At 73.1% G+C, this 24,542-nt stretch carries 25 protein-coding genes; 11 read left to right on the top strand and 14 right to left on the bottom strand.

The annotated features are described in order from the left end of the window. Positions 1-12: 12 nt before the first annotated feature. Positions 13-1,527, bottom strand: a complete 1,515-nt coding sequence (locus tag FHX73_RS27100; RefSeq protein WP_246213744.1) for an NsdA family TPR-like regulatory protein — start codon at positions 1,525-1,527, stop codon at positions 13-15. Positions 1,528-2,205: 678 nt separating this feature from the next. On the opposite strand from FHX73_RS27100, the gene FHX73_RS27095 reads away from it, so the two are divergent. The 5 genes from FHX73_RS27095 to FHX73_RS27075 all read left to right on the top strand — a co-directional run bounded on the left by FHX73_RS27095 (position 2,206) and on the right by FHX73_RS27075 (position 7,285). Beyond that, a complete protein-coding gene (locus tag FHX73_RS27095; protein ID WP_145907923.1) occupies positions 2,206-2,454 on the top strand; it encodes a hypothetical protein in 249 nt (82 codons plus the stop codon). After that, complete coding sequence (locus FHX73_RS27090) at positions 2,451-3,929, top strand: hypothetical protein (protein WP_145907922.1); 1,479 nt, start codon at positions 2,451-2,453, stop codon at positions 3,927-3,929. The genes FHX73_RS27095 and FHX73_RS27090 overlap by 4 nt, the downstream gene beginning before the upstream one ends. Positions 3,930-3,941: 12 nt before the next feature. After that, on the top strand, positions 3,942-5,594 hold the full coding sequence (locus FHX73_RS27085; RefSeq protein WP_145907921.1) for a hypothetical protein: 1,653 nt from the start codon (positions 3,942-3,944) through the stop codon (positions 5,592-5,594). A 98-nt stretch (positions 5,595-5,692) separates the two neighbouring features. Continuing rightward, positions 5,693-6,235 (top strand): NUDIX hydrolase, encoded by a 543-nt coding sequence (locus FHX73_RS27080; RefSeq protein WP_145907920.1) that lies wholly within the window; start codon positions 5,693-5,695, stop codon positions 6,233-6,235. A gap of 138 nt (positions 6,236-6,373) precedes the next feature. Continuing rightward, a complete protein-coding gene (locus FHX73_RS27075; RefSeq protein WP_145907919.1) occupies positions 6,374-7,285 on the top strand; it encodes an aldo/keto reductase in 912 nt (303 codons plus the stop codon). 7 nt (positions 7,286-7,292) lie between these two features. Here FHX73_RS27075 and FHX73_RS44930 read toward each other — a convergent pair whose 3' ends face one another. Both FHX73_RS44930 and FHX73_RS27065 read right to left on the bottom strand, forming a co-directional pair. Further along, positions 7,293-7,871 (bottom strand): hypothetical protein, encoded by a 579-nt coding sequence (locus tag FHX73_RS44930; RefSeq protein WP_170305039.1) that lies wholly within the window; start codon positions 7,869-7,871, stop codon positions 7,293-7,295. Continuing rightward, on the bottom strand, positions 7,868-9,379 hold the full coding sequence (locus FHX73_RS27065) for an alkaline phosphatase family protein (RefSeq protein WP_145907918.1): 1,512 nt from the start codon (positions 9,377-9,379) through the stop codon (positions 7,868-7,870). The genes FHX73_RS44930 and FHX73_RS27065 overlap by 4 nt, the downstream gene beginning before the upstream one ends. Before the next feature lie 255 nt (positions 9,380-9,634). Between FHX73_RS27065 and FHX73_RS27060 the strand changes: the two genes are divergently transcribed. The 3 genes from FHX73_RS27060 (at position 9,635) to FHX73_RS27050 (ending at position 11,360) form a co-directional block, all read left to right on the top strand. Continuing rightward, positions 9,635-10,090 carry a hypothetical protein gene (locus FHX73_RS27060; protein ID WP_145907917.1) on the top strand — a complete coding sequence of 152 codons (456 nt, stop codon included), beginning with the start codon at positions 9,635-9,637 and terminating at the stop codon, positions 10,088-10,090. Between the two features lie 169 nt (positions 10,091-10,259). Further along, positions 10,260-10,934, top strand: a complete 675-nt coding sequence (locus FHX73_RS27055; protein ID WP_211786263.1) for a LamG domain-containing protein — start codon at positions 10,260-10,262, stop codon at positions 10,932-10,934. Between the two features lie 27 nt (positions 10,935-10,961). Continuing rightward, positions 10,962-11,360 (top strand): tautomerase family protein, encoded by a 399-nt coding sequence (locus FHX73_RS27050; RefSeq protein ID WP_145907916.1) that lies wholly within the window; start codon positions 10,962-10,964, stop codon positions 11,358-11,360. A gap of 39 nt (positions 11,361-11,399) precedes the next feature. Here the strand turns inward: FHX73_RS27050 and FHX73_RS27045 are convergent, their stop codons facing one another. Further along, positions 11,400-12,686 carry a carbohydrate-binding protein gene (locus FHX73_RS27045; protein ID WP_145907915.1) on the bottom strand — a complete coding sequence of 429 codons (1,287 nt, stop codon included), beginning with the start codon at positions 12,684-12,686 and terminating at the stop codon, positions 11,400-11,402. Between the two features lie 198 nt (positions 12,687-12,884). Here FHX73_RS27045 and FHX73_RS27040 point away from each other — a divergent pair, with 198 nt between their 5' ends. Continuing rightward, a complete protein-coding gene (locus FHX73_RS27040; RefSeq protein ID WP_145907914.1) occupies positions 12,885-13,094 on the top strand; it encodes a hypothetical protein in 210 nt (69 codons plus the stop codon). Between the two features lie 58 nt (positions 13,095-13,152). On the opposite strand, the gene FHX73_RS27035 is transcribed toward FHX73_RS27040, so the two are convergent. The 7 genes from FHX73_RS27035 to FHX73_RS27005 form a co-directional block, all read right to left on the bottom strand. Next, positions 13,153-14,043 (bottom strand): oxidoreductase, encoded by an 891-nt coding sequence (locus FHX73_RS27035; protein WP_145907913.1) that lies wholly within the window; start codon positions 14,041-14,043, stop codon positions 13,153-13,155. 151 nt (positions 14,044-14,194) lie between these two features. Then, on the bottom strand, positions 14,195-15,019 hold the full coding sequence (locus FHX73_RS27030; protein ID WP_145907912.1) for an ABC transporter permease subunit: 825 nt from the start codon (positions 15,017-15,019) through the stop codon (positions 14,195-14,197). 73 nt (positions 15,020-15,092) lie between these two features. Beyond that, positions 15,093-16,007 (bottom strand): ABC transporter ATP-binding protein, encoded by a 915-nt coding sequence (locus FHX73_RS27025; RefSeq protein WP_211786261.1) that lies wholly within the window; start codon positions 16,005-16,007, stop codon positions 15,093-15,095. A gap of 175 nt (positions 16,008-16,182) precedes the next feature. Then, entirely contained in the window at positions 16,183-17,094 is a 912-nt protein-coding gene (locus tag FHX73_RS27020; protein WP_211786260.1) for a peptidase, read from the bottom strand. A gap of 2 nt (positions 17,095-17,096) precedes the next feature. Further along, entirely contained in the window at positions 17,097-18,419 is a 1,323-nt protein-coding gene (locus tag FHX73_RS27015) for a VWA domain-containing protein (protein ID WP_246213743.1), read from the bottom strand. 295 nt (positions 18,420-18,714) lie between these two features. Next, positions 18,715-19,167, bottom strand: a complete 453-nt coding sequence (locus FHX73_RS27010) for a hypothetical protein (protein ID WP_145907911.1) — start codon at positions 19,165-19,167, stop codon at positions 18,715-18,717. Positions 19,168-19,359: 192 nt separating this feature from the next. After that, the gene (locus tag FHX73_RS27005) at positions 19,360-20,628 is read right to left on the bottom strand and encodes a hypothetical protein (protein WP_145907910.1); all 1,269 of its coding nucleotides are present in this window, start codon (positions 20,626-20,628) and stop codon (positions 19,360-19,362) included. 199 nt (positions 20,629-20,827) lie between these two features. On the opposite strand from FHX73_RS27005, the gene FHX73_RS27000 reads away from it, so the two are divergent. Beyond that, positions 20,828-21,244: an SHOCT domain-containing protein gene (locus FHX73_RS27000; RefSeq protein WP_145907909.1), complete on the top strand. Its 417-nt coding sequence runs from the start codon at positions 20,828-20,830 to the stop codon at positions 21,242-21,244. Positions 21,245-21,273: 29 nt separating this feature from the next. On the opposite strand, the gene FHX73_RS26995 is transcribed toward FHX73_RS27000, so the two are convergent. The 3 genes from FHX73_RS26995 to FHX73_RS44925 form a co-directional block, all read right to left on the bottom strand. Then, positions 21,274-21,789 (bottom strand): GNAT family N-acetyltransferase, encoded by a 516-nt coding sequence (locus tag FHX73_RS26995; RefSeq protein WP_211786259.1) that lies wholly within the window; start codon positions 21,787-21,789, stop codon positions 21,274-21,276. A gap of 270 nt (positions 21,790-22,059) precedes the next feature. After that, complete coding sequence (locus FHX73_RS26990) at positions 22,060-23,061, bottom strand: phosphotransferase family protein (protein ID WP_145907907.1); 1,002 nt, start codon at positions 23,059-23,061, stop codon at positions 22,060-22,062. Between the two features lie 60 nt (positions 23,062-23,121). Then, positions 23,122-23,496, bottom strand: a complete 375-nt coding sequence (locus FHX73_RS44925) for a YybH family protein (RefSeq protein WP_170305038.1) — start codon at positions 23,494-23,496, stop codon at positions 23,122-23,124. Between the two features lie 90 nt (positions 23,497-23,586). Here FHX73_RS44925 and FHX73_RS26980 point away from each other — a divergent pair, with 90 nt between their 5' ends. Beyond that, complete coding sequence (locus FHX73_RS26980) at positions 23,587-24,474, top strand: helix-turn-helix domain-containing protein (protein WP_145907905.1); 888 nt, start codon at positions 23,587-23,589, stop codon at positions 24,472-24,474. Positions 24,475-24,542 lie beyond the last annotated feature (68 nt).

Here is a 24,542-nt window from a genome sequence, read left to right as displayed (position 1 = left end):
GGGGAGCTCTTTCTACGCCGGGATGGACAGGGTGGTCAGGCGCTCGCGCAGTTCACCGGCGGCGCTGTGGCCGGGGTAGCGGCGGGCGAGGTAGGTGGTGAGGTCGTTGGCGCGGTTGCGGACGGAGTCGACCACGCGGTCGGAGTCGAGCGCTTCGGTGCCGAGGGCTACGGCGTCTGCGGGTGCGCCGAGCAGGGCATGGGCGAGGGCCAGGTCGATACGGGCGATGGCCTCACGGCTGGGTGAGCGGGACGCGGCTGGCGCAGCCTCGTACACCTGCAGGGCGTGTTCGGCGTGCTGGCGGGCGTTCTCGGCCTGGCCGAGCCAGATGAAGGCGGTGGCCGGGTAGGACGTGAGCGCGTAGTCGGCGAGCGGCAGCGGGTCCAGGCCGAAGCGGTGGGCCATCCGGACGGGAAGGAAGCGGTGGGCGTTCTCGGCGGCGCGAAGGGAGGCGGTGAAGCGGTCAGCGTCACCGTCCGCCGCTGCGGCGCGGGCGGCCTGGGCGTGGAGGCGGACGGTGAGCGGGTGGGTGGACGGCGCCTGGGTGAGGCCGCGGCGGGCGGCGTCGAGTGCTCGGTCGGGTCGGTGCTCGTAGAGGTTGATGGAGGCGGCGGCGTCCATGGCCCAGGCGCAGAGCTCGCCGTGGCCGGCCTGCTGGCCGTGCACGAAGGCGTCGTTGGCGAAGGCGAGGCCGGTCTGAGGGCTGCCGAGGTCGTGGGCGAGCCAGGCGAGGAGTTCGGAGAGCCACCCGGCGTAGGCGAACAGTTCGCGGCCCTGCTCGTGGGTGTGTTGGGCCTTCAACAGCGCGTCCACCTTGCGGCGGTAGTCCAGCGCATCGGCGAACACCTGCTGCGGGGGCTTCACGGAGTAGGCGTCGTTGAAGTCGGTGACGGCGCGGTCCAGGTGGTCGAGCGTCCCGGCACCCAGTGAGCTGGCCTCGGCCTGGCGTGTGAACTCCATTGCCTCGGCGGCGGCTTGGTCGAGGGCCCGGGCCGCGTTGGCGGGAGTCGCGAGGGCGAGCCCGGTGAGCATGAGCGCGGTTCGCCGTTTCGTGACCGCCACCTCCTCCAACCCCGTCTGAGCGTCGGCGGGTCCTGCTGGGAGTTTCGCACTGTCCGGGCTGTCGGCCCAGGCAGGCCTGGGCGTGTAGTCGGCGGCCAACCCGAGTTGGACCGGGCCCGTGCACAGGAGGCGGCACAGCAGGTCCTGGTACTCCGGGCTCGGCGCCCTGCCCGCCTCCCAGTCCTTCCAGGACCGTTCGGTGAGCCCGACCTTGCGCAGGTTCTCCCGATCGACCAGGTCGTGTGCGGCCTTGACCGCCTCGGCGACGGTCCAGCCCATCGCCATCCGAAAGGACTTGAGCGGGCGGTGGCCGCAGTGCGCCGCGATCTCCTTGGCGATCAGCTCGACCAGGCCGTGCGGCACCGGCTCGGGGCTTCCGGCCTGACCGAGCGTCCGTTCTCTGATCCGGCGTCCGCAGACCGCGGTGTGCGCGCCGTCCGGCGCCGTGGTGCTGGTGACGGCCATCGGTGACCTCTCCTTGTCAGTGCTGCCCGCTCCCTGGCGCGGCGTCGCTCTGCTGCCCGGATATGCCTTGTCGCCAGCTGTTCGAACCGTCCTCTCGTGGGCGGGGTCGCCAGCCGGAAACGGGCGGTGGCTTCGCCCCGAGGGGGCGATGATCTCTCACTACAAGCGACTGAGCCGTCACGTCAGGCTAGCGGGTGACGCCACATCAGGCGCCGTCCCTTCGACGGTGAAGGAGGCAGTCGTGCGCATCCTCGTGGACGGGCTCGACATGTCCGGCAAGACGACCACGGTCCAGACCCTGATCTCCCTGCTCGACGAATGCGGTATCCCGGCGGTGCGCCACCGCGGGATGCTCGCCGAGCACCACCCGATCGAGCCGCTGCTCAAGCGGCTCCCGCTCGTGCGCCAGGCCGAGTCCAGCGCCATCACCGCCGCCTTCCTGGTCGGCGGGTACGCCCTGGACGCCGCGCTGGTGCGCGTCGACCCGCCCCGTACCGGCGGCGCGGTCCTCATCCAGGACGGATACGCCGACCGGACCGCGGCCTTCGGCATGGCCGGCGGCCCCTACCTGACCGCCGCGCTCAGCCTCTGGGGGCGCGCTTCTTCGCCCCGTTCGACGTCGCCGTCTACCTGCACGCCTCGCCCGACGTCCGGCGCGCGCGGATGGACGGCCGCGCGGTGGTGGACTCTGCGGACCGGCGCAGTGTCGAGGACGAGGCCTTCGCGGCGCGGTTCAACTCGGCACTGCTGCACGGCATGGCGCGCCGCCACGGGGACCGGCTGCTGGTCTTCGACACCGCCGAGCACAGCCCCGAGGAGATCGCCAAGCACGTCCTGGCCAAGGCCGGGCCGGCGTTCACCGTTCCGGCACTCCGAACGGCATCCGCTGAGGAGAGCAGCACGATGGCGGCTGGGAGGGTCGCATGACCGGTGCGCCCACCACCGTGGACGCCGGAGTGTGGGGTGCGGCCGCTCGCGGCCTCACCACCGCGCTGGGCCGCAGCGCCCTCGTCAGCGTCGAGCGGTTCACCACCGCCGGCCGGACAACCTACACGGGCCCGTCCCCCCTCGCGGTGGCCCGCCCGGCGCTGGCGATCGGCTGCTACCGGCCCTGGCCGCCGGCCGCGCCGATGCGGGTGCTCGCCGCCGAGAGCGGTACCCGGGTGCGCGGCGTCGCCCAGCGACACGATTGGATGACCGGCCTCGACCACCTCGCCCGCGCGGCGATCGCCGCACTGGACCGGCCAGTGGTCATCTCCGCCTGGTACGGCACCGATCTCCTGCGCTCGTGGGCCGGGCCGCGCGGCGTGGTCGCGGCGATCGACCACGTCCTGCGCGCCAGGATCGAGGACAAGGCCTACTTCGGCGAGCTGCTGCTCGACGCCCAGGTGCCCGCCGCCCTCCAGCTGCCCGGGGTCCGGGTCGACGGCCCGCTACCAGGCCTGGCGGAGCTCCGTCGCCGGGTCGGCGCCGTGCGGCTGGTGGTGCAGTGCGGCGCCGACTCCGGCGGGCGCGGCACGGTCTTCGTGGACGACGAGACCAACCTGGTGCGCGCGGCCCGGATGCCGGGCCCGTACCGGGTCACCGCGTACACCCCCGGCTGGTCCTCGAACGTCACCGTGCTGTCCGTGCCGGACCACCGCGGTCGGCTGCGGGTTTACGTGGACCGGCCCTCCCACAAGGCCGTCGGGGTACCGGAGGCCGGGATCGGCCCGGGCAAGAGCGCTGGCAACTGCTGGTCCGTCCCATGGCCCGAGCAGGCCGCGACCGCCGTCGTGGACGCGGCCGAGCGCGTCGCCCACTGGGCTTGGCACCGCCACGGTGTGTCCGGGCTGTTCGGCCTGGACGCGATCCTCAGCGACGACGGCCGAGTGTTCCTCAATGAGATCAACTGCCGTAACCAGGGCACCACCGAGCTCTCGGCAGTCAACCAGCAGCTGCGCGGCCTGCCGCCGTTCGCCGTCGCCCACCTGACCACCCTGCTCGGTGTCCGGGTCGACTGGCTGCCCGACCCGGACGACTTCAACGCCGCCACGGTGCGGGCAGCCGCCTCCACGGCGCCAGGCCCCTACTACCTGAAGCTCCGCCACCGGGGCGAGACACCCGTCGTCCTGGACCAGGACCTGGCCCACCCCGGCCGCTACCGCGTCCACCGCGGCCGGCTGCGCTGGGTCGGCCCTGGTGCCCATCCGGCTGAGGCCGCCACCGGGGAGGTGCTGCTGGCAAACCTGCCCGAACCGGGCGTCGTGTGCCTGCCGGGCGCGGAACTCGGCACCGCCGAGGCTGTCACGCCGTGCGGCGGCGGCCCGTTCGCCGGACCCCACCGGCTCTCCGCCGTCGGGCACGCGCTGCTGAGCGCCCTCGACCAGCACCTGATCCCCACTGGCCTTCCCACCCTCTGAAGGAGCGAGACCGTGACCACCCAGACCATGCCCCTGCTGCGGGACCAGCTGCGGACCCTGCCGACCGAGGCACTCACCCACCTCCAGTACCTGCCGCCCGCGGTCGGCTGCGTCAACCGGTGCGCGATGTGCAGCCAGGCCGCCGGAAGCGACATCTGGCAGCTCACCGAGCGCGGCCTCGGCGACCTGTTCCACGCCCTTGCCGAGGAGGCCTCCGAGCGGGGCGTGCGGATCGGCGGCGGCCGGGCCCACCGCGCGGGCGTGCTGTTCCCCTACCTGGACAACGACATCTCGTCCTACCCCTACCTGGACACTTACGCCCGGCTCGCCCGCGACGTCCTCGGCGTGAAGATCCGCGTCTCCACCGTCGGCTGGTCCGAGAGCACCAGTCACCTCGCCGCGATGCACCGGCGCCTGGCCGACGACTTCAAGGAGGTCTTCGACGGCATCCGCATCTCGCTCACCCCGTACGCCACCGGCTACGTCGGCAAGTCGCCCGGCACCAGCCGCGACCGATACACCGACGACCTCGCCCACGTCCTGCGGACCTACCGACCGCTGTTCGACCACCTCGGCCACGGCGCGGCCACTGCTGCCGTCGAGCTGCGCTTCGCCCCGCTGGTCGGCCTCGGCGAACTGCTCGACACCCACATCGGCGGCCACCACGTCCTCGCCTGCGGCCCCCACCTGCTCATCGCCGCCCAACCCGGCACGGACGAGCTCCCCTACACCGAGATCGTGCGCTTGGACGAGCGCAACCAGCCGGTGCTGTCCGAGCAGGGCCGCCGCTACCTTCACGTGACCGCCGACGCCGCTGAGCCCACGGCGCAGACCGTCCGGGACGCGCTGGACGGCGTCCTGCCCATCCAGCACCAGGGCGTCCCGGTCCGGTTGCATCGCCTGCGCAACGCGGACGGCGACTACTTCTCCGCCGACCCGGACTTCCACCCCGACGGCCGCTTCACCGCCCTCAACCTCTACCCGGCCACCGACCGGCGCAAGGCCAGCGGGTACACGGACACCACCCGGCACTTCCTCAACACCCTGCTGGCGTACAAGAGCGCCCGCGGTATCGGCCGCCGCGGTAGCTTCCTGTCCTCGACCACGGCCGACATCGACGGCGTCCTCACCGCCCTGCGCCAGCGGACTACGGCCCTCGACCCCGTCGACCGCCTGGCTGCCGCGCACCTGCGCGAGCAGGTTCTCCCCCAGGTGAGCGTCTACACCCGCGCCCTGCTCAAGGCCGGCTACCCCGCGAGCGCATTCTTCTCCCGCGAGTTCACGATCGACACCGGACGATTCGTCAACCAGGGCCGCGCCGCGGCCCTGTTCCGGGGCCTGACGGGCACCAACGGGGAGCCGATGACCCTGCGCGAGGAGCGCGGCTTCGGGCAGGCGAGCGTGTCCAGCGACCGCGGGCCGATCTGGCGGATCACCCCGATGCCCTTCGGAGGCGGGCACCTGCCGCCGGCCATCACCGGAGGCAAGAACACCCGCACCGCACACCCGACCGTGATGGTCGAGGAGATGGACCCCTGCCACCTCTCCCCCGTCATGCGCGCCACCGGCTGCCGCCTGCGGCGCATCCCCCTCTCCGGCGTCGAGATCGAGCACGTCCCGCAGAGTGCAGCCCGCACCCTCCACGGGTTCCCCGGGGCACTCTAGGAAGCAAAGCCAAACCCCGCTCTCCTCCCGGTCGTTGAGCCGGGAGGTACCGCCGGGAACAACCGGACCGGCCACGTCCACCGAGGAGATCCACACCCATGAGCACCACCGAAGCGACGACCGAGAAGCCGTTCAGCAGGATCAAGGTCCGGGTGACCGGCCTGGTCTTCTGCGGCGACGACGTCGCGCTGCTGCGCCGGGACCGCGCCGGCTCGACGCACTACACCACCATCGGCGGCAACGTCGGCGCCGGCGAGGACTTCCGCGACGCCGCCGTCCGGGAGCTGCACGAGGAGCTCGGACTCGACCCCGAGCGGGCTGGCGACCTGGAGCTGGTCGCGATGGCGGACGCCCGGGTCACCCGGCCCGGGCCGACCGCACCGCCCCGCAAGATCCACCTCATCTACCGCACCCACGTCACCCCCGAGGTCCGCGCCACGCTGGCGACCCAGGAGTTCGACGAACTGCCCGACGGCAGCCACGAGGTCGGCAACATCGAGTGGCTCGACTACCGCAAGGTCGCCGACCTGCCGCTGTTCCCGCCGATCGGCAAGGTCCTCGCCCAGCTACCCTCGCCGCACGCGCCACTGCCCGCGTTCGAGCTGGAGCCGGTCACCGACCAGAACTACACCTGGATCTGACCCACTCCGACAGTGTGGGCCCGGGGCGCCCCGGGTCCACACGCATGGCACGATGTCCGGCTTCATCAGAAGCCACATTGGATACACGCATTCGTGAATCAGTTCCGGTCCACGCTACCGCCCGAGCAGGATCCCGCCATGAGCAATGCGACCACCACCCACGACACCTGGCGGCTCGGCAGCCTGACGGTGCGCCGGATCGGCTTCGGCGCGATGCGCCTGGCCCAGCACGGCCCGGCCTTCGAGCCCGGCTCCCCGCCCCGCGACCGGGCCTCGGCGATCCGCCTGCTGCGCACCGCCGTCGACCTGGGCGTCGACCACATCGACACCGCGAGCTTCTACTTCTCCGCGCTGCGCTCGGCCAACGAGCTGATCAACAGCGCGCTCCAGCCCTACCCGGACGACCTGGTGATCGCCACCAAGGTCGGCCCCGGCCGCTCCCCGGCCGGCGGGTTCCTGCCGCACGCCCGCCCCGAGCAACTGCGCGGCCAGGTCGAGCAGAACCTGCGCGAGCTCGGCCGGGACCAGCCGGATCTGGTCTACCTGCGGGTGCTCGGCGCCGACCCGATCGCCGAACGCTTCGGCGCGCTGGCCGAGTTGCGCACCGCCGGGCTGATCCGCGAGCTGGGCGTCTCCAACGTGCGGCCGGCCCAGCTCGCCGAGGCGCGGGCGATCGCCCCGGTGGTCGCGGTGCAGAACCCGTTCGGGCTCGGCGCGCCGCCCGAGCAGCGGGCGCTGCTGCGCCGCTGCGGCGAACTCGGCGCCGCCTTCGTCCCGTTCTACGCGCTGGCCGGTCCGGCCCGGGCCGCCGGGCGCACGGCGGGCAGCAACGCCGCCGAGCACCCCGAGCTGCTGGCCGTCGCCCGCGCGCACGGCGCGAGTCCGGCCCAGCTGCGGCTGGCCTGGACCCTGCACCAGGGCCCGCACGTGCTGGCCATCCCGGGCACCGGCAGCGCCGCCCACCTGGCCGAGAACCTGGCCGCGGGCGCGTTGCGCCTCACCCCGGACCAGCTCGCCTTGCTCGACGGGCTGGTCGAGCAGCCGGTCTGACGCGGCGTCAGTCGAGTTCGACCTCGAAGTCCCAGGTGGCCAGCGGCTGGCCGGACTGGTTCCACTGCAGGGTGGCGTGCCCGATCGGGAAGGTGCCGCTCAGGTGCAGGGTCGCGTCGTGCCCGGGGGTGGCGGTCAGCGGTCCGGCGTCGGCGGTCAGCGGGATGGGCTTGCCCTGCTCGTCGGTGGCGGCCAGGTCGGCCGGATCGAGCCGGGCGCTGCCGTCGGTGGCCCGCAGCACCACGGTGACGCTGCCCTTGGACTCGGACGCCACCTTGCCGTCCGGGGCGGGCCCGGAGACCTCCAGGTCGGGGCCGCTCGCGGTGACCTGGCCGTGCGCGCCGGCGAGCACCAGCTGCACCGGGTCGCCCATGGCGACCAGTTGGGCGTGCCCGGGCGAGGCGGTGACCGGCGCGGGCGAGAGCGGGGCGCTGGGGATCGGCAGGGCGCCCAGCGGCTGCGGCGTGTTCTGGCCGCCGCAGGCGGTGGTCAGCCCGGCGAGGGCGAGCAGCAGGACGGCGGCGGCGCCGCGGCCGAAGCCGTGCCCGGGAAGGGCACGGCTCCGGCTGGTGGAGCGGTGGATCACTGACCGGCTCCCGGCTTCAGGCTGTCGGTCGCAGCGGTCGCACCGGTGAAGTTCGGCTGCACGTCGGCCGGCTGCTTGTTCGCCGGCACCTGGGTGGCCGACCAGACGCCGTTGCTGCCCATCGCGGCGGGCTGCAGGGCCTTGCCGCTCGGGTTGTTGTAGACGTCCGGGCCGAACGGGCGCAGGCCCGGCATGCCGGCGTAGCCGAGGTGGCCGTGGCCGTCGGTGCCGCCGTGCGTGATGTCGAACAGGTCCTCCATGCTGCGCAGCCAGGAGTAGTGGTTGTACGGCTGGTCGCTGATCGTGCCCGGCTTGATGTAGCGGGAGAGCAGGACCGAGCCGGTGATGCCGCCACCGGGGGTGGTGTCCTGGCCGAAGGCCTGGTCACCGGGCTGGGTGACGTTCGGGCCGGGCAGCTCGTTGCAGCACGCCACGACCGACTGCGCGGTGTCGGTGGGGGTGTTGAGCGTCGGGTCCGAGTTGCCGGTGTAGTCGGCCGTCGAGTTGCCGTACAGCTTGTACGGCGGGAAGGCCTCGTCGAAGGTGATGTCGATCATGCCGCCGTCCTGGTAGGCCGGCGAGGCCATGATCTCGGTGACGGTCTGCTTCAGGAACAGGTCCGAGGCGTACAGGCCGCCCTGGTGGTTGCTCGGGTCGCCCGAGAGGTTGTCGCCCTTGCAGCTGGAGTCGTGCGCGTCCGAGCAGTTGTTCGGGGTGATCCAGGAGAAGGCCGGGGTGGTCTTCTCGCTCTTCAGGTCGTCGGCCAGCCCGCTGAGCGCGGCGTGGCCCGGCTGCGCGGCCCGGCCGTTCAGCGGCACGACCTTGGCGCAGTCCGACGGGTTGTCGGTGAGCGAGTGGAACCAGGCGGTCGGGTTGTGCTTGGGCACGTACTGGTCCTGGGCGGTGGCGCTGCCCGGGTTCACCACGCCGGCGCCCGACGGGTCGCCGGGGACGCCGCACTGGTACGGGTCCTCCCGGCCGGGGGTGTTGCCCATGTCCTGCATGTAGGCCTTCCAGCTGACGTGCTTGCCGTCCAGCTGGTTGAACAGGGTGCTCACCGAGGAGGGGTAGACGCAGCCCGAGTTCGCGTGCACCTGGCCGTCGGCCGCGGGGGTGCCCGGGGCGACGTTGGTGTACTGCGGGCAGTCGTTCTGGGTGGCCTGGTTCGGGGCCTGGCCGCTGACGGCGCTGATGTAGTTGTCGAGGCTGTAGTGGCCGGTGCCGTAGTACTGGCGCAGCAGCTCGCCGTACTGGGGCAGCGTCTTCCAGAGGTAGCTGTTCTGGTTCAGGCCGGTGAACGAAGCCTCGTAGGACTTGTTCTCCAGCATGATGACCCACACGTGCTTGATCTTCGGCGTGTGGAAGTCGTGCGAGTTGGCCGAGGCCTGGCCGGCGGTGCTGCCGACCAGGGCGGCCGCGGCCATCGCGGTGGCGGCGAGCGCCGCGAGCGTCCGCGGACGGACCCCCTTGCCACTCCGGCGGGACCGGGTGGTTTCCGTATTCGTCATGGCACATGATGCTGGCGCGCGCTCTACCCGCGTTGCACCCTTCCTGACCGAATCTTCGGTGAAGCTCCTGCGAAAATCAGCCAAACGCGCCACCCGTCCGATAGGGGCGGACGGGCCGGCTGACGACCCGTCGGCCCATGATGGCAGGTCGGACCGCGCGGGCCGGGCGCGGATCCCGTCCGGTTCGTCACGCTTACCGGTGGCGTCGGCCGATTCGGCTCCGGCGGACCCGCCGAGTGCGTACCGTTGCGGGGTATGACGGACGGTGAGATGGAACTGACCCGGGACGAGACGTTGCGGGCCCTCGCGGCCCTGGAGGCCTCCTGGCGCCACGACGAGCAGGCCCTGGAGGCGCTCGCCGCGGTCGGCGAGTTCGAGCAGCCGCTGCCCGTCCTGCTCGCCGACTACGGCCACCGCACCCTCCAGGCCCTGCTCACCATCGCGTTCAGCGGCAGCGACACCACGCCCGAGGAGGCGCTGCGGCTGACCGAGCAGATGCGGGAGAACGCCATCTACCGGCTCAGCGAGGTGCTTGGCGAGGCGCTGGAGGTCTGGGGCGGCGCCGCGGACGGCAGTTCGGCGGCGGCCGGGCAGATCGGCCGGGTGGTGGTCTCGGCGATCGTGGCGGTCAGTCAGAGCAACACCGGCGACGACATCCTGCCGCTGCTGGCCGCGCTGCGCACGCACACCCTGCAGGAGGGCCGCAGCTGATCGCCGCGCTCCCGCAGCCGCCCGCGCACGCCGCCCGGGCCGGCCGCGCGCCCCCTGACGTCGATGCCGCCGACTTCCGGCGGAAGCGGAAGGGGCCCTGCGATTATCACCGTTCGCACTCGGGCAAGCACCCTGCGAGATCGGTACTCGCGGGAGGGGTGGTGCGGGAATGGCCGTGGTGTTCCAGGCGGACTTCGGCTCGTCGGACCAGTGGGTGGCCGGGCGGACCAGCGCCTATCCGGACATGGGCCCGACCAACCGGGCCGACCACAAACTCGACCGACTGAACCGGGACTTCTGCCCGGGCGGCACCTTCACCGCCAGCCGCCGGTACTTCGGCGGGCTGTGGAGCTGCAACCTGCTGACCACCGAGGGCAGTCCGGAGGGCTTCCAGGTGCGCACCGGCGACCTGCTGAGCGCCCGGATCCGGCTGCCCGTCGCGCTCGGCGCCTGGCCGGCGATCTGGACCTGGCGGGACGGCGGCAACGAGATCGACGTGTTCGAGTACCACGTCGACCACCCCGGGCTGTTGGAGCTCTCCAACCACGTGCGGGACGCGCACCTGTACTGGGACGGCACGGCGGCCGGCATCGCCCCCGGCGCGACCCTGGACCTGACGGTCCGGCTCGGCGCCGACTCGGTGGACTGGACGGTCAACGGCGCCACCGTGTTCCAGGACGGCCAGGGCGTCGGCGAGGGCTGGCAGGCCTACCTGATCGTCAACCTCTCGGTGGCCGACGGCACCTACCACCCGGCCCCGCTGCCCACCGGCCCGCGCCGGCTCAGCTGGACCTGCCTGAGCCTCAGCGTGGAGCGGGGCGCGGCGGGCGGGGGTTCCCCCTGAGGTTCTGTACCTACTAGTATGTACGGCATGCCTCTAGTTCGCATCGACACACTGGGCGCCGACGCCGCGCGCCTCGACGCACTCGGGAACGCCGTCCACCAGGCCCTGGTGGAGACGCTCGGGATCCCGCAGAACGACCGGTTCCAGATCCTCACCGCCCACGACGGCCGCACCGGCCTGCTGCGGCACGACGACCACCTCGGCGTCCAACACGACGACGGCATCGTCTTCGTGGCGATCACCCTGAGGTCCGGGCGCGGCCCGGACCTCAAGCGGGCGCTCTACCGGCGGATCGCCGAGCTGGCCGAGAAGTACGCGGACACCGAGCCGCGCAACGTCGTCGTCACCCTGACCGAGAACGGCGACGCCGACTGGTCGGTGGGCAACGGCGAGGCGCAGCTGCTGGACCTGCCGCTCCCGGGGTGACCGGGAGCGGCAGAGCTTGACGATCAGTCAGTTCCTCTGTCAGCAGGGGCCGTTGTCGGTCCAGACGCCGGCCGGCCCGCCCGGCACGTCGTTCTCGGTCCACCACTTGGCCGTCCACTGGTGGCCGTTGTACGTCACCGTCTGGCCGCCGGTGTACGCGATCCCGGAGTTCCACGCGGCGGCGGTGCACCCGCCGCCGCCCGAACTCGGGGAAGCCGTGGTCGGCGGGGCGCTGGTGGGCGGCGTGGTGGGCGGGGTCGCGCCGGCGAACTTCACGGTGTACTTGGTGAAGTCCCAGTCGTTCTGGGTGACTCCGGAGCAGGAGCCGGACAGGCCCGGGTCGACCACCGGGGTGCACTGGCGGTCGCGGTTGACCGACCAGAAGGTGTAGCGGCCCAGGCCGTGGGAGGTCGCGAAGTCCAGCACCGTCTGGAAGTCGGCCTGCGTGAAGTACTCCGCGGAGTCCGTCCGCCCGTTCATCATCGAGACGCCCTCGTGGGCGTAGGCGGTGGCGGAGTCCCAGCCGAAGGTGTTCTGCAGGATGGTGTTGAACTGGGTGAGCGCCGCGACCTGGGAGGCGCCGCCGGCGAAGCCGCCGTCGAACGGCATGATCGAGTAGGTGTTGGGCGTGAAGCCCTGCGACTTGGCCTCGTTGAGCATCTGCTGGCCGAACCAGCCGGTGCCCGCTGCGGTGCCGGCGGTGGTGATGGAGACGTACAGGCCGGGGTTGTTCGCCTGGAGGATCCTGGCCGCGCCGATCTCGTTGTGGATGGCCGCGCTGCTCTCGTACTCGGGCTCTTCGAGGTCGAAGTCGACGGCGTGCAGGCCGTACTTGGTGACCACCTTCTGGTAGGCCGCGGCGGTGGCCTCGGGAGTGCCGCAGACCTGGCCGAGCTTGGTGCCGCCGTAGCCGCCGAAGGAGACGGACACGTCGCCGCCCTTGGCGCGGATCTGCGAGATCACCGTCGGCATGGTGGTGTCGGTGTCGATCGAGGTGGCACCGCCCCAGGCCGGGGAACAGCCCCCACCGTCCAGGATGAACGCCAGCTGGAAGGCCTTCTGGCCGGTGGCGTCCATCACCGCGCCCGCGTCCGGCGGGGAGTTGTCCTCCGGCATCAGGTAGGGCGCGGAGGCGTACCAGTTGCTGCTCAGCGCACCGCCGGTGGCGGTGGCGGAGGCCTGCGCGGCACCGCCGACGGTGAAACTCGCCACCGTACCGGCGACCAGGCCGAGCGCGGCCACCGCACCGATCAGGGACGCACGCAGCCGGCCGGATCCGGCGGGGGGCACCGTGGCGTGGGTGGCCACGGGACGGGCTCTGTCCATTTGACGGCCTTTCGAGGAATTCGAGGAAGGCGAACAGGGAGGGAGCCACTTCAGAATGGCCTAGACCAGCTGGCGCGTGTCAAGAATCGTGCACCCATCGCACCCGACCCGCCGAGCGAGGTTTAAATTCCCTGCGATCAAGGCAGCGCAAGCCCTATGGTCGTGAACCTCCCAAGCAGGAGAGGAGGTTCTCCCCCCATGGGACTCTTCAAGGACGCGCCGCCCACCCCGCATCCCGAGTTCAGCCAACTGCGCATCATGACGGCCGGATCACCGTCGTGGTGGAAGCAGAACCGGCACAAGGTCCTCGCCGTCGCCGGTCTCCTCACCGGGTTCTGGCTCGCCGGCCACCACGACGACCCCACCCCCAAGACCTGCGCCCCGCCAGCGTCCACCAGCACCCACTGACCGCTGCACACCACCCGCACACCGCCCGGCCGCCGGCCGGGCGGTGTGCGGCAGGGGTTCAGCCGTCGATCGCGTCCAGGGCGGCCAACTCGGCCTCCGTCAACCGCAGCTGACCCGCCGCCAGGTTCTCGCCGAGGTGCTCGATGCTGGTGGTCCCGGGGATCACCAGCATGTTCGGCCCCTTCGCCAGCGTCCAGGCGAGGCGGACCTGGGCGGTGGTCACGCCGTGCGCGCGGGCCACCTCCCGAACGGTCTCGTGGTCGGTGGCAACGGCCGCCGCCTCGCGCTGGGTGCCGGAGATCGAGAAGAACGGGACGAACGCGATGCCCTGCTCGCGGCAGCTCGCCAGCAGGCCGTTCTGCTCCGCCACCCGCCGGTCCAGGCTGAAGTAGTTCTGCACGCAGACCACCGGCGCGATCGCCTGCGCCTCGGCCAGGTGCTCGGGCTTCACGCTGGAGATGCCGAGGTGGCGGATCAGGCCCGCCTCGCGCAGCTCGGCCAGGACGCCGAAGTGCTCGGCGATCGAATCCTCCCGCCCCCGCCGGTAGTTGACCACGTCCAGGTGGTCCCGGCCGAGCTGGCGCAGGTTCTCCTCCACCTGGCCGCGCAGCTCCTCCGGCCGGGTGGCCCTGGTCCACTCCCCCGCGGGCGTGCGGCCCGGGCCGACCTTGGTGACGATCACCAGCTCGTCCGCGTAGGGCGCGAGCGCGCTGTTGATCAGCTCGTTGGCGGAGCGCAGCGCGGAGAAGTAGAAGCTCGCGGTGTCGATGTGGTTGACGCCGCTCTCGACGGCGGTGCGGAGCAGCCGGATCGCGTGGGCCCGGTCGATCGGCGCGCCGTCGGAGTTGCCGGCCATTCCGTTGCCGCCCAGCCGCATCGTGCCGTAGCCGATCCGGTTGACCGTCAGGTCGCCGAGCTGCCAGGTGCCCGCGTCCGTCACCGTCGTCAATGCCACTCCCGAGGTCTCGGCACCCGCCCCGTGCGGGCGCCGGATCTGGAGTATGGTGCGCGGACCGGGCCGGTGAGAAGGCCGGAAAAGTCACACCGGATCAGGGAACGAACCGCGGCTCACCTGCCGTTACATCTGGTGTGAGAGGGCGTCACGGGGCCAGGTCCCGGCGGCGCAGGAGTGCGAACGCGGCGGCGATCCCGATCACCCCGACCCCCGCCAGGATGCCGAGCGAGGCCCAGTCGACGCTCCCCCGGGCCAGCGCGTCGCCCGGCGCGTAGTAGTGGAACGGGCTGATGTAGCGCAGCGGGGCCAGCGGGTGCCAGGCCAGTGCGGCGAAGTTGACGGCGAAGCCGACCGCGCCGATGCCGATCACCGCCGCGAGCACCTGGGCGCGGCTGCGGGCGGCGGCCGAGACGGCGAGCGCGGGCCCGATCACGCAGAGCGCGAACCCGAGGCCGAGCAGCCCGGCGGCGAAGACCCCGCTCAGCGGCACGGCCGTGTGCAGCTTGGCCGAGCCGGCCGTGCCGATGGCGACGGCCAGGACGGCCGCGGCGTTGATCGCCAACGCGGCGGCCAGCAACGCCGCCGTCCGCTCGCCGAGCAGCCGCTCGCGGGAGACCGGACGGACCATCAGCAGCTCGATCGTGCCGCCCTCGACGTCGGCGGCCACGGCGGCCGCCGCGAGCGAGCCGATCGCGGTCAGCTGGATGGCGATCCAGAACGGGTGCACCAGGCCGGCCCCGAGCAGGCCCGGGTAGCTGGCGATCGAGACGTCCCCGGTGGAGCCGCTGAACGCCTTGAACGCGCCGGGCGGGTTGGCGCCGCTGCCGCCGGAGAACAGCTCGTGCGGGTCGACGGTGCCGGCGATCACCACGATCAGCACCTCGAACAGCACCATGCCGGCGATCAGCACCAGCAGCATCCGGCGGCGGCGGTGCAGGGCCAGCCACAGCAGCGGGAAGCGGCGTCTCACGTCACGGCTCCTCTCGCGTCTTCTCTCACGGCTCCTCTCGCGTCTCCTCTCACGGCTCCTCTCGCGTCTCCTCTCACGGCTCCTCCTCGACGGACCGGTAGAGGTCCAGGAACGCCTCGTCCAAGCCGGCCTCCTCCACCGTCAGGTCGGCCACCGGGAGCCGGAGCAGCTCGCGCAGCGCGGCCACCAGCTCGCCGGGCGGCACCAGCAGCTCCACCCGGTCGCCCTGCCAGGCCGGCGACCAGGCCTCGGCGGCGCCGAGCGGCCGGGCCCCGGCCCCGTCGGCGAAGACCAGCCGCACCCGTCGGGCCCGCGCCTCGCGCAGCTCGGCCACCGGGCGGACCGTCACCAGCCGGCCGCCCCGGATGATCGCCACCCGCCGACAGACCCGCTGCACCTCGGGCAGCACGTGGCTGGAGAGCAGCACGGTGCGCCCGGCGGCCTCGGCCTCCGCGAGCAGTTCGAAGAACACCGCCTGCACCAGCGGGTCCAGGCCTTCGGTGGGCTCGTCCAGCACCACCAGCTCGGGGTCGTGCTGGAGCGCCTGGACCAGGCCGAGCTTCTGCTTCATCCCGCGCGAGTACTCCCGCACGGGGCGGTCGAGCACGGGCCCGGACAGGTCCAGGCGTTCGCACAGCTCGCGCTGGCGCGGGGTCGGGGCGCCCTGCAGGTCGGCCAGCAGGCGCAGGGTCTGACGGCCCGTCAACTCCGGGTAGAGGCGCAGCTCGCCGGGGAGGTAGCCGAGCGCGGGGGCGAGCCGGCGGTGGTCGGCGACCGGGTCGAGGCCGAGCACCCGCACCTCGCCCTCGGTCGGGCGGAGCAGGCCGACCAGGCAGCGCAGCGTGGTGGTCTTGCCGGCCCCGTTCGGGCCGAGGAAGCCGAACACCTCGCCCGCGCCGACGCTGAGGTCCAGCTCGGCCACGCCGACGGTGCGCCCGTAGCGCTTGGTCACCGAGCGCAGCGCGATCACGGGATCCGGAGTCGCCAAGGTCCGCCCCTTCCGCCGGGGCCGGCGTCGCCGCCGGCGTCGAAGCCGGGCTCGGAGCCGGGCCTGCGGACCGGAGTCGAGCCACCGGGAGTATGCCCGCTGTGCCGGGTCCGACCCCTGCGACACGACGGTGGGGCCCGGCGCCGCACGGCACCGGGCCCCACCTGGTGGAACGTCAGACGATCTCCCGCTCCGTCACCCGGGTCACCGTGCGCCGCACCTCGTGCCGGTGGCCGCGCGGGTGGCGGGTCAGGGTGTAGCCGCCGACTCCGGCCAGCGCGGCGAGGACCGCGCCGCCCAGGGTCCAGCCCCAGCGGTCGTTCCAGCCGGAGAACAGGCCGGAGTACCAGTGCGAGGTGACCGGCGCGGGCGCGGCCACCGTGGCACCGCCGGGGGTGGCGGCGGCGGTCGGGGTGGGCGCGGCCGACGGGGTGCCGGTGCCACCGGGGTTGACCGGCGGCACCAGCGGCGCCTTCAGCGAGCCGCCCTCGGGCTGCGCGTCGTCCGTGTTGCCGCTCGCGGCCACGTGCACCTGGAACTGGGTGGCGAGGCCGAGGTCGCTCTGCGGCACGTCGCCGGCGAAGAGCCGGACGTAGTAGGTGCCCGGCAGCGGGTCACCGGACCAGGGCTCGGCCCAGGAGCGGATCTGCCGCAGGGTGCAGCTGAGCGCGATGGTGCCGGTGTTCTGGGCGGCCGTGCCGCTCTGCGGTCCGGCGGTGCAGGCCTGCCGGCGGCGCAGTCCGTCGAACAGGTCGACGGTCCAGGTCTGCGGCCCGTGCCGGTCGGCGGCGGGCGGCAGGGTGACGGTCACCGTGACGGTGTCGGTCTGGCCGGCCGAGGCGGCGAACGCCCAGTAGAGGTAGTCGCCGGTCGAGCCGGTCACCTGGGCGTCCTGTCCCGGGGCCAGCGTGCTGGCGGTCAGGAAGGAGGTGCCGGCCGAGGTCACCGGGGCGGCGGTACCGCTCGCGGTGGCGCTCGGTGACGGTGCGTCGGCGAGCGCGACGGGTGCGGCGGCCAGCGTCAGGCCGGTGGCCCCCGTCAGTGCGGCCAGCAGGCGGCCGCGCAGGGCGGTGGTGAGGGTGCGCATGGTCAGTTCTCCTGCCAGATCCGGATCCGCCAGCGGGCGATCCAGCCCCAGAGCAGCCCGGTCACCAGGCCGCCCCCGGTCAGTACGAGCAGCATGATCCAGCCGCGCCCGAGCCCGAGGGCGGGTCCGCCCGGGGCGGGCGAGGCGGCGGTGACCGCGACGGTCAGCTCGACCGGCAGGCCGGGGTCGGTCTGCACGCCGGGCTGGCCGGCGAAGGAGTTGCTGACCACCAGGCAGACCGTCTGGTCGGCGGTGCCGATTCCGGTGGCGCTGTCGGTCGGCGAGGCGCTGGTGGCCGGGGCGGACCAGCGCAGACCGGTGGAGGCCACGTCGGTCCGGCCGCTGCCGGCGTCGGTGCCGCGCACCAGCTCCTGGCCCGAGCTGTCGGTGGCCTGGAGCAGCACGCCGTAGTCGCGGGCGACGGCGCGGTCCGGGGTGACGCTGACCGAGGCGCGCAGCTCCTGGCCGGCCTTGACCGGCACCCGGTAGTAGCGGTGCTCGGAGAACTTCTCCCGGTCGGCGTAGACCCCGGCGCCGAGCAGCGGCGCGTCGGCGCACTGGTCGGTGCCGGTGACGTTGGCCGGGGTGGCCCGGTAGCTCTGGTCGGAGCGCTTGACCAGCTGGTTGACCCGCTGGGTCAGCTGCTGCTGGGTGCGCACGTCGGTGTAGGTGCCGCCGGTCGCGTTGGCGATGCAGAGCAGCTGCTGCTTGACCTGGTCGTCGTGGGCCAGGCCGAGCGTGTCGACCACCAGGTGGGTGCCCTGGGCGGCGAGTTCACGGGCCACGTCGCAGGGGTCGGGCGGCGAGCAGTCGTCCTCGCCGTCCGTTATCAGCACCACCCGGCGGGTCGCCTGACCGGTGCCGAGGTCCTGGGCGGCGCCGCGCAGGGCGAGGCCGATCGGGGTCCAGCCGGTGGGGCGCAGCGTGGCGACGGCGGTCTTGGCCTCGACCTTGTTGGTGTGGCCGACCGGGTAGAGCACCTTGGTGTCGGTGCAGCCGTCGGTCTTGTCGCTGACCGGGTAGGTGGCGCCGAGGGTGCGGATGCCGAACTCGGCTTCCGGGGGCAGTGCGTCGATCACGTCGTCGATGGACTGCTGGGCCACCGAGATCCGGGTCTTGCCCTCGATGTCGGCGGTGCCCATCGAGCCGCTGACGTCGAGGATCAGGTCGACCCGGGGCGCGTCGTCACCGTTGCCGTCGGTACCGCCGGTGGGGGCCGCAGTGGAGCCGGTGGCAGCGGCGGGCTGGCTCGCGCCGGGGGCTGGGCTGGGGCCCGCGGCGACCACCGGGCTGACGCCGAGGGTGGCGAAAGCGGTGGTCAGCAAGGCTGTCAGCAGGGCGGCGCGGCGCCTCGGCCATCGTCGTCGGATGATCATCACGGCGCGCATCCTATGGACCATCAGCTGACGGAAGCCAATGCGCGACGTCACCACCTGCCCGAGGGGTCGCCGTCCCGGCGTTCCGCGACCGTGCGAGCTCGCCGGGACGACAACCAACTGCGATGGTACTACCGATGTCTGACGGATGATCAGCAGGGGTCGCCGGACCACGGGACACCCCGCGACAGCACCCTCTTTCGCGCCATGTGACATTGCATACATGTGCGCAATTGAGGGACCGTCAGCAGCTGATCGACACATCCACGCCGACCGGCGCACCGACCCACGGGTAGGCGTTCACCGCGAACGAGGCGTGCACCGTGGAGCCGCACGGCGCGGTCACGGTCAGCGGACCAACCTGCACGTTGGCGGCCCGGAAGAGCACCCCCTGGTGCAGGCCGTCCAGGCTGGTGCCGTCCGCGAGCTGCGCGGTCAGCGCGGTGTCGAGCTGCTGCGGCTGCAACTGGGTGCCAGGGCTCGGCGGGCCGGCCAGGCCGACCGTGCCGGCGAACGACACGGTGTTCCCGGTGACCGTGGCGCAGACCTGGGTGCCCAGGCCGGCCTGCAGCGCCCAGGCGCCGCAGGTGGTGACGGGCTGGACGTCGGCGGGCCGGACGTCGGCCGCCTGGACCGGAGCGGCGGCGGCCAGCGCGAGGCCGGTGGCACCGAGGGCGAGGAGCAGGGAGCGGGACATGGGAGTTCCTCCTTGTGTGGGCTGCTCGATCCTTGCAATGTGATATTTCACTAACTCAGCGTACCTGACGCATCATCAGAATGAACAATCCGGGGCAACGGGTCGACGAGGAGGAGCGGGCGCCGCTGATCGCCGATCCTCTTGATCCGCAACAGAGTTGGCCTCGACCAGCGCCCGGGGGCAGGGCCGGCGCTAGGAGCGCCGGGCCCAGCGGGTCCGCCGCGCCCAGGCCAGCCGGAGCAGGACGCCCACGGCGAGGCCGGCGGCGAGCGCGGCCAACGTCCCCTGGTAGAGCCCGAAGTCCAGCGGAGCCGGGTCGGCGCTGCGTGCGTCCGTCACGTCGAGCAGCACGCCCACCGCCGGCAGACCGGCCGGCACCCACCACGGGAGCCGGCGCCCGGGCCGACGCAGCAGCGCCGCCAGCCACACCACCCCGAAGGCCAACACGACGACGGTGGCGATGAGTTCGGCCTGCGCGACGCCGAGCGCGCTGTCCGCTGCGGCCTCGGTCGGCGCGAAGGCACCGCCGGCCTCGATCCCGACCACCGTGCTGCCGTCCGGCTCGGTGACCAGTTGGACCCGGTCGCCCACCCGCACCGAGCGCAGCGCGGGCGGCAGCGCGCCGAAGCTGTAGCGGGTGTCGCCGTCCGCGCTGTCCCAGCTGTCGGAGCTCCCGTCACCCGGCGCCGACTCCACGCCGATCCAGGACGGACCGCGCCCACCGTCGGCCAGCCGGACGGTGGAGACGGCGCGCTCGTACTGCGGGTAGCAGCGGTCGGTGGCCCGCTCGGGCGGCAGGCCGACGCAGCGCGGCACGGCGTGGAAGCGGTCCGCGGCGCGCACGGCACCGGGCAGGTCGCCGGCCGTCTGGACCGCGCACAGCACTCCGAACAGCAGCACCAGCACCGGAGCGCCGAGCGCGAGCCGGCGGAGCCGGCTGACGGCGCGCCAGCGATCCAGGGCCGACCCCAGGCGCCGGACCGGTTCTGTTCGCCCGGAGGCTTCGGTGTTCGCCTCCCACCAGGCCATCAGCTCGGCCACCGAGACGGCGAACCCGGGATCCGGCCGGAGCTGGCTCTCCACGAGCCACGGCAGCGTGCGCCGACGACCCCTGGCCGGGGTGATCAGCACCGTGCGCTGCCAGCCGGACCGGCCCCGCCGCTCGCGGACCTCGATCCAGCGCACCTGGTGCCAGGCGTAGCCGCGCCCCCGCCGGGAGCCCCGGGAGATGGTGATGCCGTCCAGGCCGACCCGGGTCCAGGACCGGGCGGAGATCGGCACGACGACCGCGACCAGCAGGGCGGCGAAGGCCACCCCGGCCAAGGGCGCCAGCGGTCCCGCCCGGAAGCCGAAGACGGCCAGCTGCAGCACCGGGATGGCGCAGAGCCCGATCACCGCCCCCTTGTCCCACGCCCCCGCGCGCCGCCCCCGGGGCGGCTTCCGGAACACCAGTTCGTCCACGGGCCGGAGCCTACGCCCGCCGTCACGACCCTCGGGTCCGGGGCCAGTCGGTCGCCGGTCCACCCTTGGATCAAATCGGACAAATAGAACATATAAGTCATATGATTCTGACTGTTGTCCTCCTGACGCCAGGTCGGCCTGACGCCGGGTCGGCTGACGGAGCCCCACCCCCGGCCCGAAAGGCCCGAAGGGAAGCCCGATGCACGACTACCCCCTGCTCAACCTGTTCTGGACCATGCTGGAGTTCTTCCTCTGGATCCTCTGGCTCTTCCTGCTCTTCAAGGTGATCAGCGACATCTTCCGCAGCCACGACATGAGCGGCTGGGGCAAGGCCGGCTGGCTGACCTTCGTGATCCTGCTGCCCTTCATCGGCATCCTGATCTACCTGATCGCCCGGGGTCAGGGCATGGGTCGGCGCGACGCCGAACAGGTCCGGCAGTCCGAGGCGGCGTTCCGCTCCTACATCCGCGACGCGGCGGGCACGCCGGACGGGCCCGGCGGCAGCTCGGCCGCGGCCAGCCACGTGGACGAGCTCGCCCGGCTGGCCGAGCTCAAGCGCAACGGCGACCTCTCCGAGGAGGAGTACCAGAAGGCCAAGCAGAAGCTGCTCGCCTGACGGACCACCACCCGCCCGGCTCAACCGGGTCAGCGGCCTCGCGCACCCGCCAGCCCTGACCCCGGCCCGGCCAGCCCGACCCGCATCCGCTCGCGCCACCGCCCCGGGTCGCGCGGGCGGGGCTCGCGCTCGCCGGTCGGCCGGAAGCCGAGGCGCAGGTAGAGCCCGCGCGCCGCGTCGTTGCCGTCCACCACGGTGAGCGAGACCCGGTCGGCGCCCTGCTCGGCCGCCCAGGCGAGCACGGCGCCGGCCAGCGCCTCGCCGACGCCCCGCCCGCGCCACCGCGGCTCCACCCACATCGCGTCGAGCTGACGCTCGGCCGGCTCACCCGAGGGTGCGGCCACGGCGGCGACCACCCCGACCGGGTGGCCGCCGCCGTCGTGCGCGAGGAACCAGCAGCCCTGCTCGGCGCGGGCCCGCCAGAAGGCCTCGGGCTGCCGCTGTTCGCCCTGCCAGGTCGCGCCGAACGCGCCCGGGGAGTCGGCCAGCGCCCGCAGCCGCACCGTGCGGAGCACCTGCCACCGTTCGACCACTACGCGTGTCACCGTCGTCACCCTCGGAATGCTGCCGCACCGGGCCGGACCGGGGCGAGCCCGGCTCGCCGGCGCTCCTGCTCAGCGGGCGGTGTGGTCGGCCATGAGGGCGCCCGACCGGGCGGGCAGGCCCGGGGCGCAGAACGAGTGGCCCATCCCCGCGACGGGGGTGAAGGCCGCGCCCAGCGAGGCGCCGACCAGGTGGGCCGCGCCGATCCCGTGGCCGGGAATTCATCCGATTGCTACTCAATTCACCGGCAGAACAAGAGAACTGACTTTCCGTCAGAATAGTGGTGCAATTTCATCCAGCAGCCGCCGGAGATTGTGCTCCGCGATCGCGCGCATCGCCTCCCGGTCCCCCGGGAAGGCGCCGTCGAGCAGCCGGAGCGGCCCGGCCACCAGGGAGAGCCGCATCGCGGGCCGGTAGAGGGCGAGCCGGGCGGGGTCGAGTTCCACGGTCGCCAGCCGGTCGTGCCGCTCGTGGAACCGGATCCGCAGGAACACGTGCTCCCATTCCACGTCGAAGTACATCAACCCCTCGATGTCGATCAGCGCGGGCCGGTCCTCCCGGTCCACCAGCACGTGGTCCGGGCCGAGTTCGCCGTGGATCAGTCGGAACCGGCTGCGCGGGCGGACGGCCGCGGCACGTTCCCGGAGCAGCTCCTCCAGGCGGGGGCGGACGGCGGCCAGCCGGGGTTCCCGGCCGGCCGCCTCGGCGAGGTCGGCGAGCGCGCGCTCCAGCACCACGTGCTCGCAGCCGCGCTGCCCACCCTCGCGACCCCCCTGGCCGAGCCGCTCGACCGCGCCGACCTTTCCCATGGCGGGGGCCGTGTCGGCGTGCAGCGCGGCGAGCGTCCCGGCGAGCCGGTCGACCACGGGTTCGGCCCGCTCCGGCTCCTGATCGAGCATCAACTCCAGGCTGCCGCGCGGCAGGTCCTCGACCAGGGCGAGGTCGGCGGGCAGCCGGCGGTGGCTGCGGTCGGCGTGCAACAGCCGCGGGGTGCGGACGCCGAGCGAGTCGAGCCGGCGGTGCGCGGCCTCGAACAGGTCGAGCCCGCTGGCGTGCCCGAGCGGATCGCGCTCGGCCGCGTCCCGGTCCGCCTGCGGCCAGTGGTCCTCCGCCGCCGACCAGAGGTAGGCGATCACGCTCTCGCCGCCCGCCAGTTCGAGCCGCAGCACACCCTTCTTGCTACCGCCGCGCAGTCGCCGGACGTCCAGCAGCCCGCCGCCGAGCGCGTCGGTCACCGCTCGGGCCAGCGGTCCGCGCAGTGCGTCGTCATCCATGGCTCAACTCCCCTCCTCCAGGGCCCGTTCGGGCCCGAAGGAGGGAGTATGCCAGTCGGCTCAGGCGGTGCCGAGCGGATTGAGCAGGGCGAACCGCCAGCTGCCCAGGGCGTCGCGGCGGGCGATGTTGGCGGTGGTGCCGCTGGAGGCGGCCCGGGTGCCGTCGGGAGCGTCGAGTTCCATGGTCCAGTCGGTGACGAGCAGGGCGGCGTCGCCGCCGGGCAGGGTGTGGCGCGAGACGTTGGTGAGCCTGCCGCGGGCGGCGATCAGGCCGGCGATCTCGGTGCGCAGCGCCTCGGGGGTGGTGAGGTACTCGCCGGTGACGGTGCGCATGGCGGCGCCCGGGGCGAAGAGCAGCAGCACCGCGTCGAGGTCGGCGGCGTTCAGGGCGTCCTGGAAGAGCACCGGGAGCTGGGCGGGAGTGGTGGCGGGCACGGGGGCCTCGTTTCGTCGGGTGTCGGTTTCGGTGTGCCTCCACGATCCCGCCGACCGCGGTGGTCGGACGAGGTAGAGTCCGGACCCGAGATGGTCAGAAGTGGACAGCGCGAGGTCGTCGACATCGCCTACGAGAACCCGGACCGGGCACCCGCCGACCTGGAGGTGCTGGACTTCGGCGAGCTGTGCAGGCGGCTGCGGCCCTCGGTGGCACGGCGGCCGAGCCGGCTGGACTTCCACCAGCTACTGCTGGTGCGCGGCGGCGAGGGCACCGCGATGGTCGATTTCGTCACCCACCCGTGCGGGCCGGGCACCCTGCTGCACCTGCGGCCGGGTCAGGTGCAGCGCCTGCCGTACGGCGCCGACGGCCGGCCGGCCCGGCTGGACGCGGTGCTGGTGCTGTTCACCCCCGGCTTCCCGCCGCAGCTGCCCGCGACGGCCGACCTGCTGGCCGGGTTCGGTTCATCGGCTTGGCATTTGACGGACACTCAGTTCCGCACCTTCGACCTGGCGGTCGGTGAACTGGCGGCGGAGTACCGGGAGTTGTGCCAGGCACCCGAACTGACGGCGACGCTGCTGCGCCAGCTGCTCGCCGCGCTGCTGGTCCGCACCGCCCGGCTGCCGGACCCGGACCGCCCGGGGCCCGACCGCCCCGGCGGCGAGGCCTACCTCGCCTTCCGCCGCGAGCTGGAGCAGTCCTTCGCTCGCACCCGCTCGGTGGCGGACTACGCCGGACGCCTGGGCTACTCCCCCCGCACGCTGACCCGGGCCTGCCTGGCCGCCACCGGACGGACGGCCAAGCAGCTCGCCGACGCCCGGGTGGCGCTGCAGGCGCAGCGACTGCTGGCGCACACCGACCTTCCGGTGGCGGCGATCGGCCGCTCGCTCGGGTTCACCGAGGCGACCAACTTCGGCAAGTTCTTCGCCCGGGAGACCGGCCGCACGCCCGGCGACTTCCGCCGGGACCAGCAGGGCTGACCGACTGCCGGCAGGACGCCGAGCCGCACAACACGTCACGAACCCGTCGACGGTCCGCCATACCGGTG

Origin of the sequence: Kitasatospora viridis (genome assembly GCF_007829815.1) — a bacterium.
Lineage (GTDB): Bacteria > Actinomycetota > Actinomycetes > Streptomycetales > Streptomycetaceae > Kitasatospora > Kitasatospora viridis.
Note: the sequence above shows the minus strand (reverse complement) of the source record. Positions and strands in the feature narration are given on the sequence as shown.

What these genes read in the sequence shown, in the direction of transcription:
- FHX73_RS27100 (WP_246213744.1), bottom strand. Translation starts at nt 1,527, where the DNA reads ATGGCCGTCACCAGCACCACGGCGCCGGACGGCGCGCACACCGCGGTC.
- FHX73_RS27090 (WP_145907922.1), top strand. Translation starts at nt 2,451, where the DNA reads ATGACCGGTGCGCCCACCACCGTGGACGCCGGAGTGTGGGGTGCGGCC.
- FHX73_RS27080 (WP_145907920.1), top strand. Translation starts at nt 5,693, where the DNA reads ATGAGCACCACCGAAGCGACGACCGAGAAGCCGTTCAGCAGGATCAAG.
- FHX73_RS27075 (WP_145907919.1), top strand. Translation starts at nt 6,374, where the DNA reads ATGAGCAATGCGACCACCACCCACGACACCTGGCGGCTCGGCAGCCTG.
- FHX73_RS27065 (WP_145907918.1), bottom strand. Translation starts at nt 9,379, where the DNA reads ATGACGAATACGGAAACCACCCGGTCCCGCCGGAGTGGCAAGGGGGTC.
- FHX73_RS27060 (WP_145907917.1), top strand. Translation starts at nt 9,635, where the DNA reads ATGACGGACGGTGAGATGGAACTGACCCGGGACGAGACGTTGCGGGCC.
- FHX73_RS27055 (WP_211786263.1), top strand. Translation starts at nt 10,260, where the DNA reads ATGGCCGTGGTGTTCCAGGCGGACTTCGGCTCGTCGGACCAGTGGGTG.
- FHX73_RS27050 (WP_145907916.1), top strand. Translation starts at nt 10,962, where the DNA reads ATGCCTCTAGTTCGCATCGACACACTGGGCGCCGACGCCGCGCGCCTC.
- FHX73_RS27045 (WP_145907915.1), bottom strand. Translation starts at nt 12,686, where the DNA reads ATGGACAGAGCCCGTCCCGTGGCCACCCACGCCACGGTGCCCCCCGCC.
- FHX73_RS27040 (WP_145907914.1), top strand. Translation starts at nt 12,885, where the DNA reads ATGGGACTCTTCAAGGACGCGCCGCCCACCCCGCATCCCGAGTTCAGC.
- FHX73_RS27020 (WP_211786260.1), bottom strand. Translation starts at nt 17,094, where the DNA reads ATGCGCACCCTCACCACCGCCCTGCGCGGCCGCCTGCTGGCCGCACTG.
- FHX73_RS27010 (WP_145907911.1), bottom strand. Translation starts at nt 19,167, where the DNA reads ATGTCCCGCTCCCTGCTCCTCGCCCTCGGTGCCACCGGCCTCGCGCTG.
- FHX73_RS27000 (WP_145907909.1), top strand. Translation starts at nt 20,828, where the DNA reads ATGCACGACTACCCCCTGCTCAACCTGTTCTGGACCATGCTGGAGTTC.
- FHX73_RS26990 (WP_145907907.1), bottom strand. Translation starts at nt 23,061, where the DNA reads ATGGATGACGACGCACTGCGCGGACCGCTGGCCCGAGCGGTGACCGAC.
- FHX73_RS26980 (WP_145907905.1), top strand. Translation starts at nt 23,587, where the DNA reads ATGGTCAGAAGTGGACAGCGCGAGGTCGTCGACATCGCCTACGAGAAC.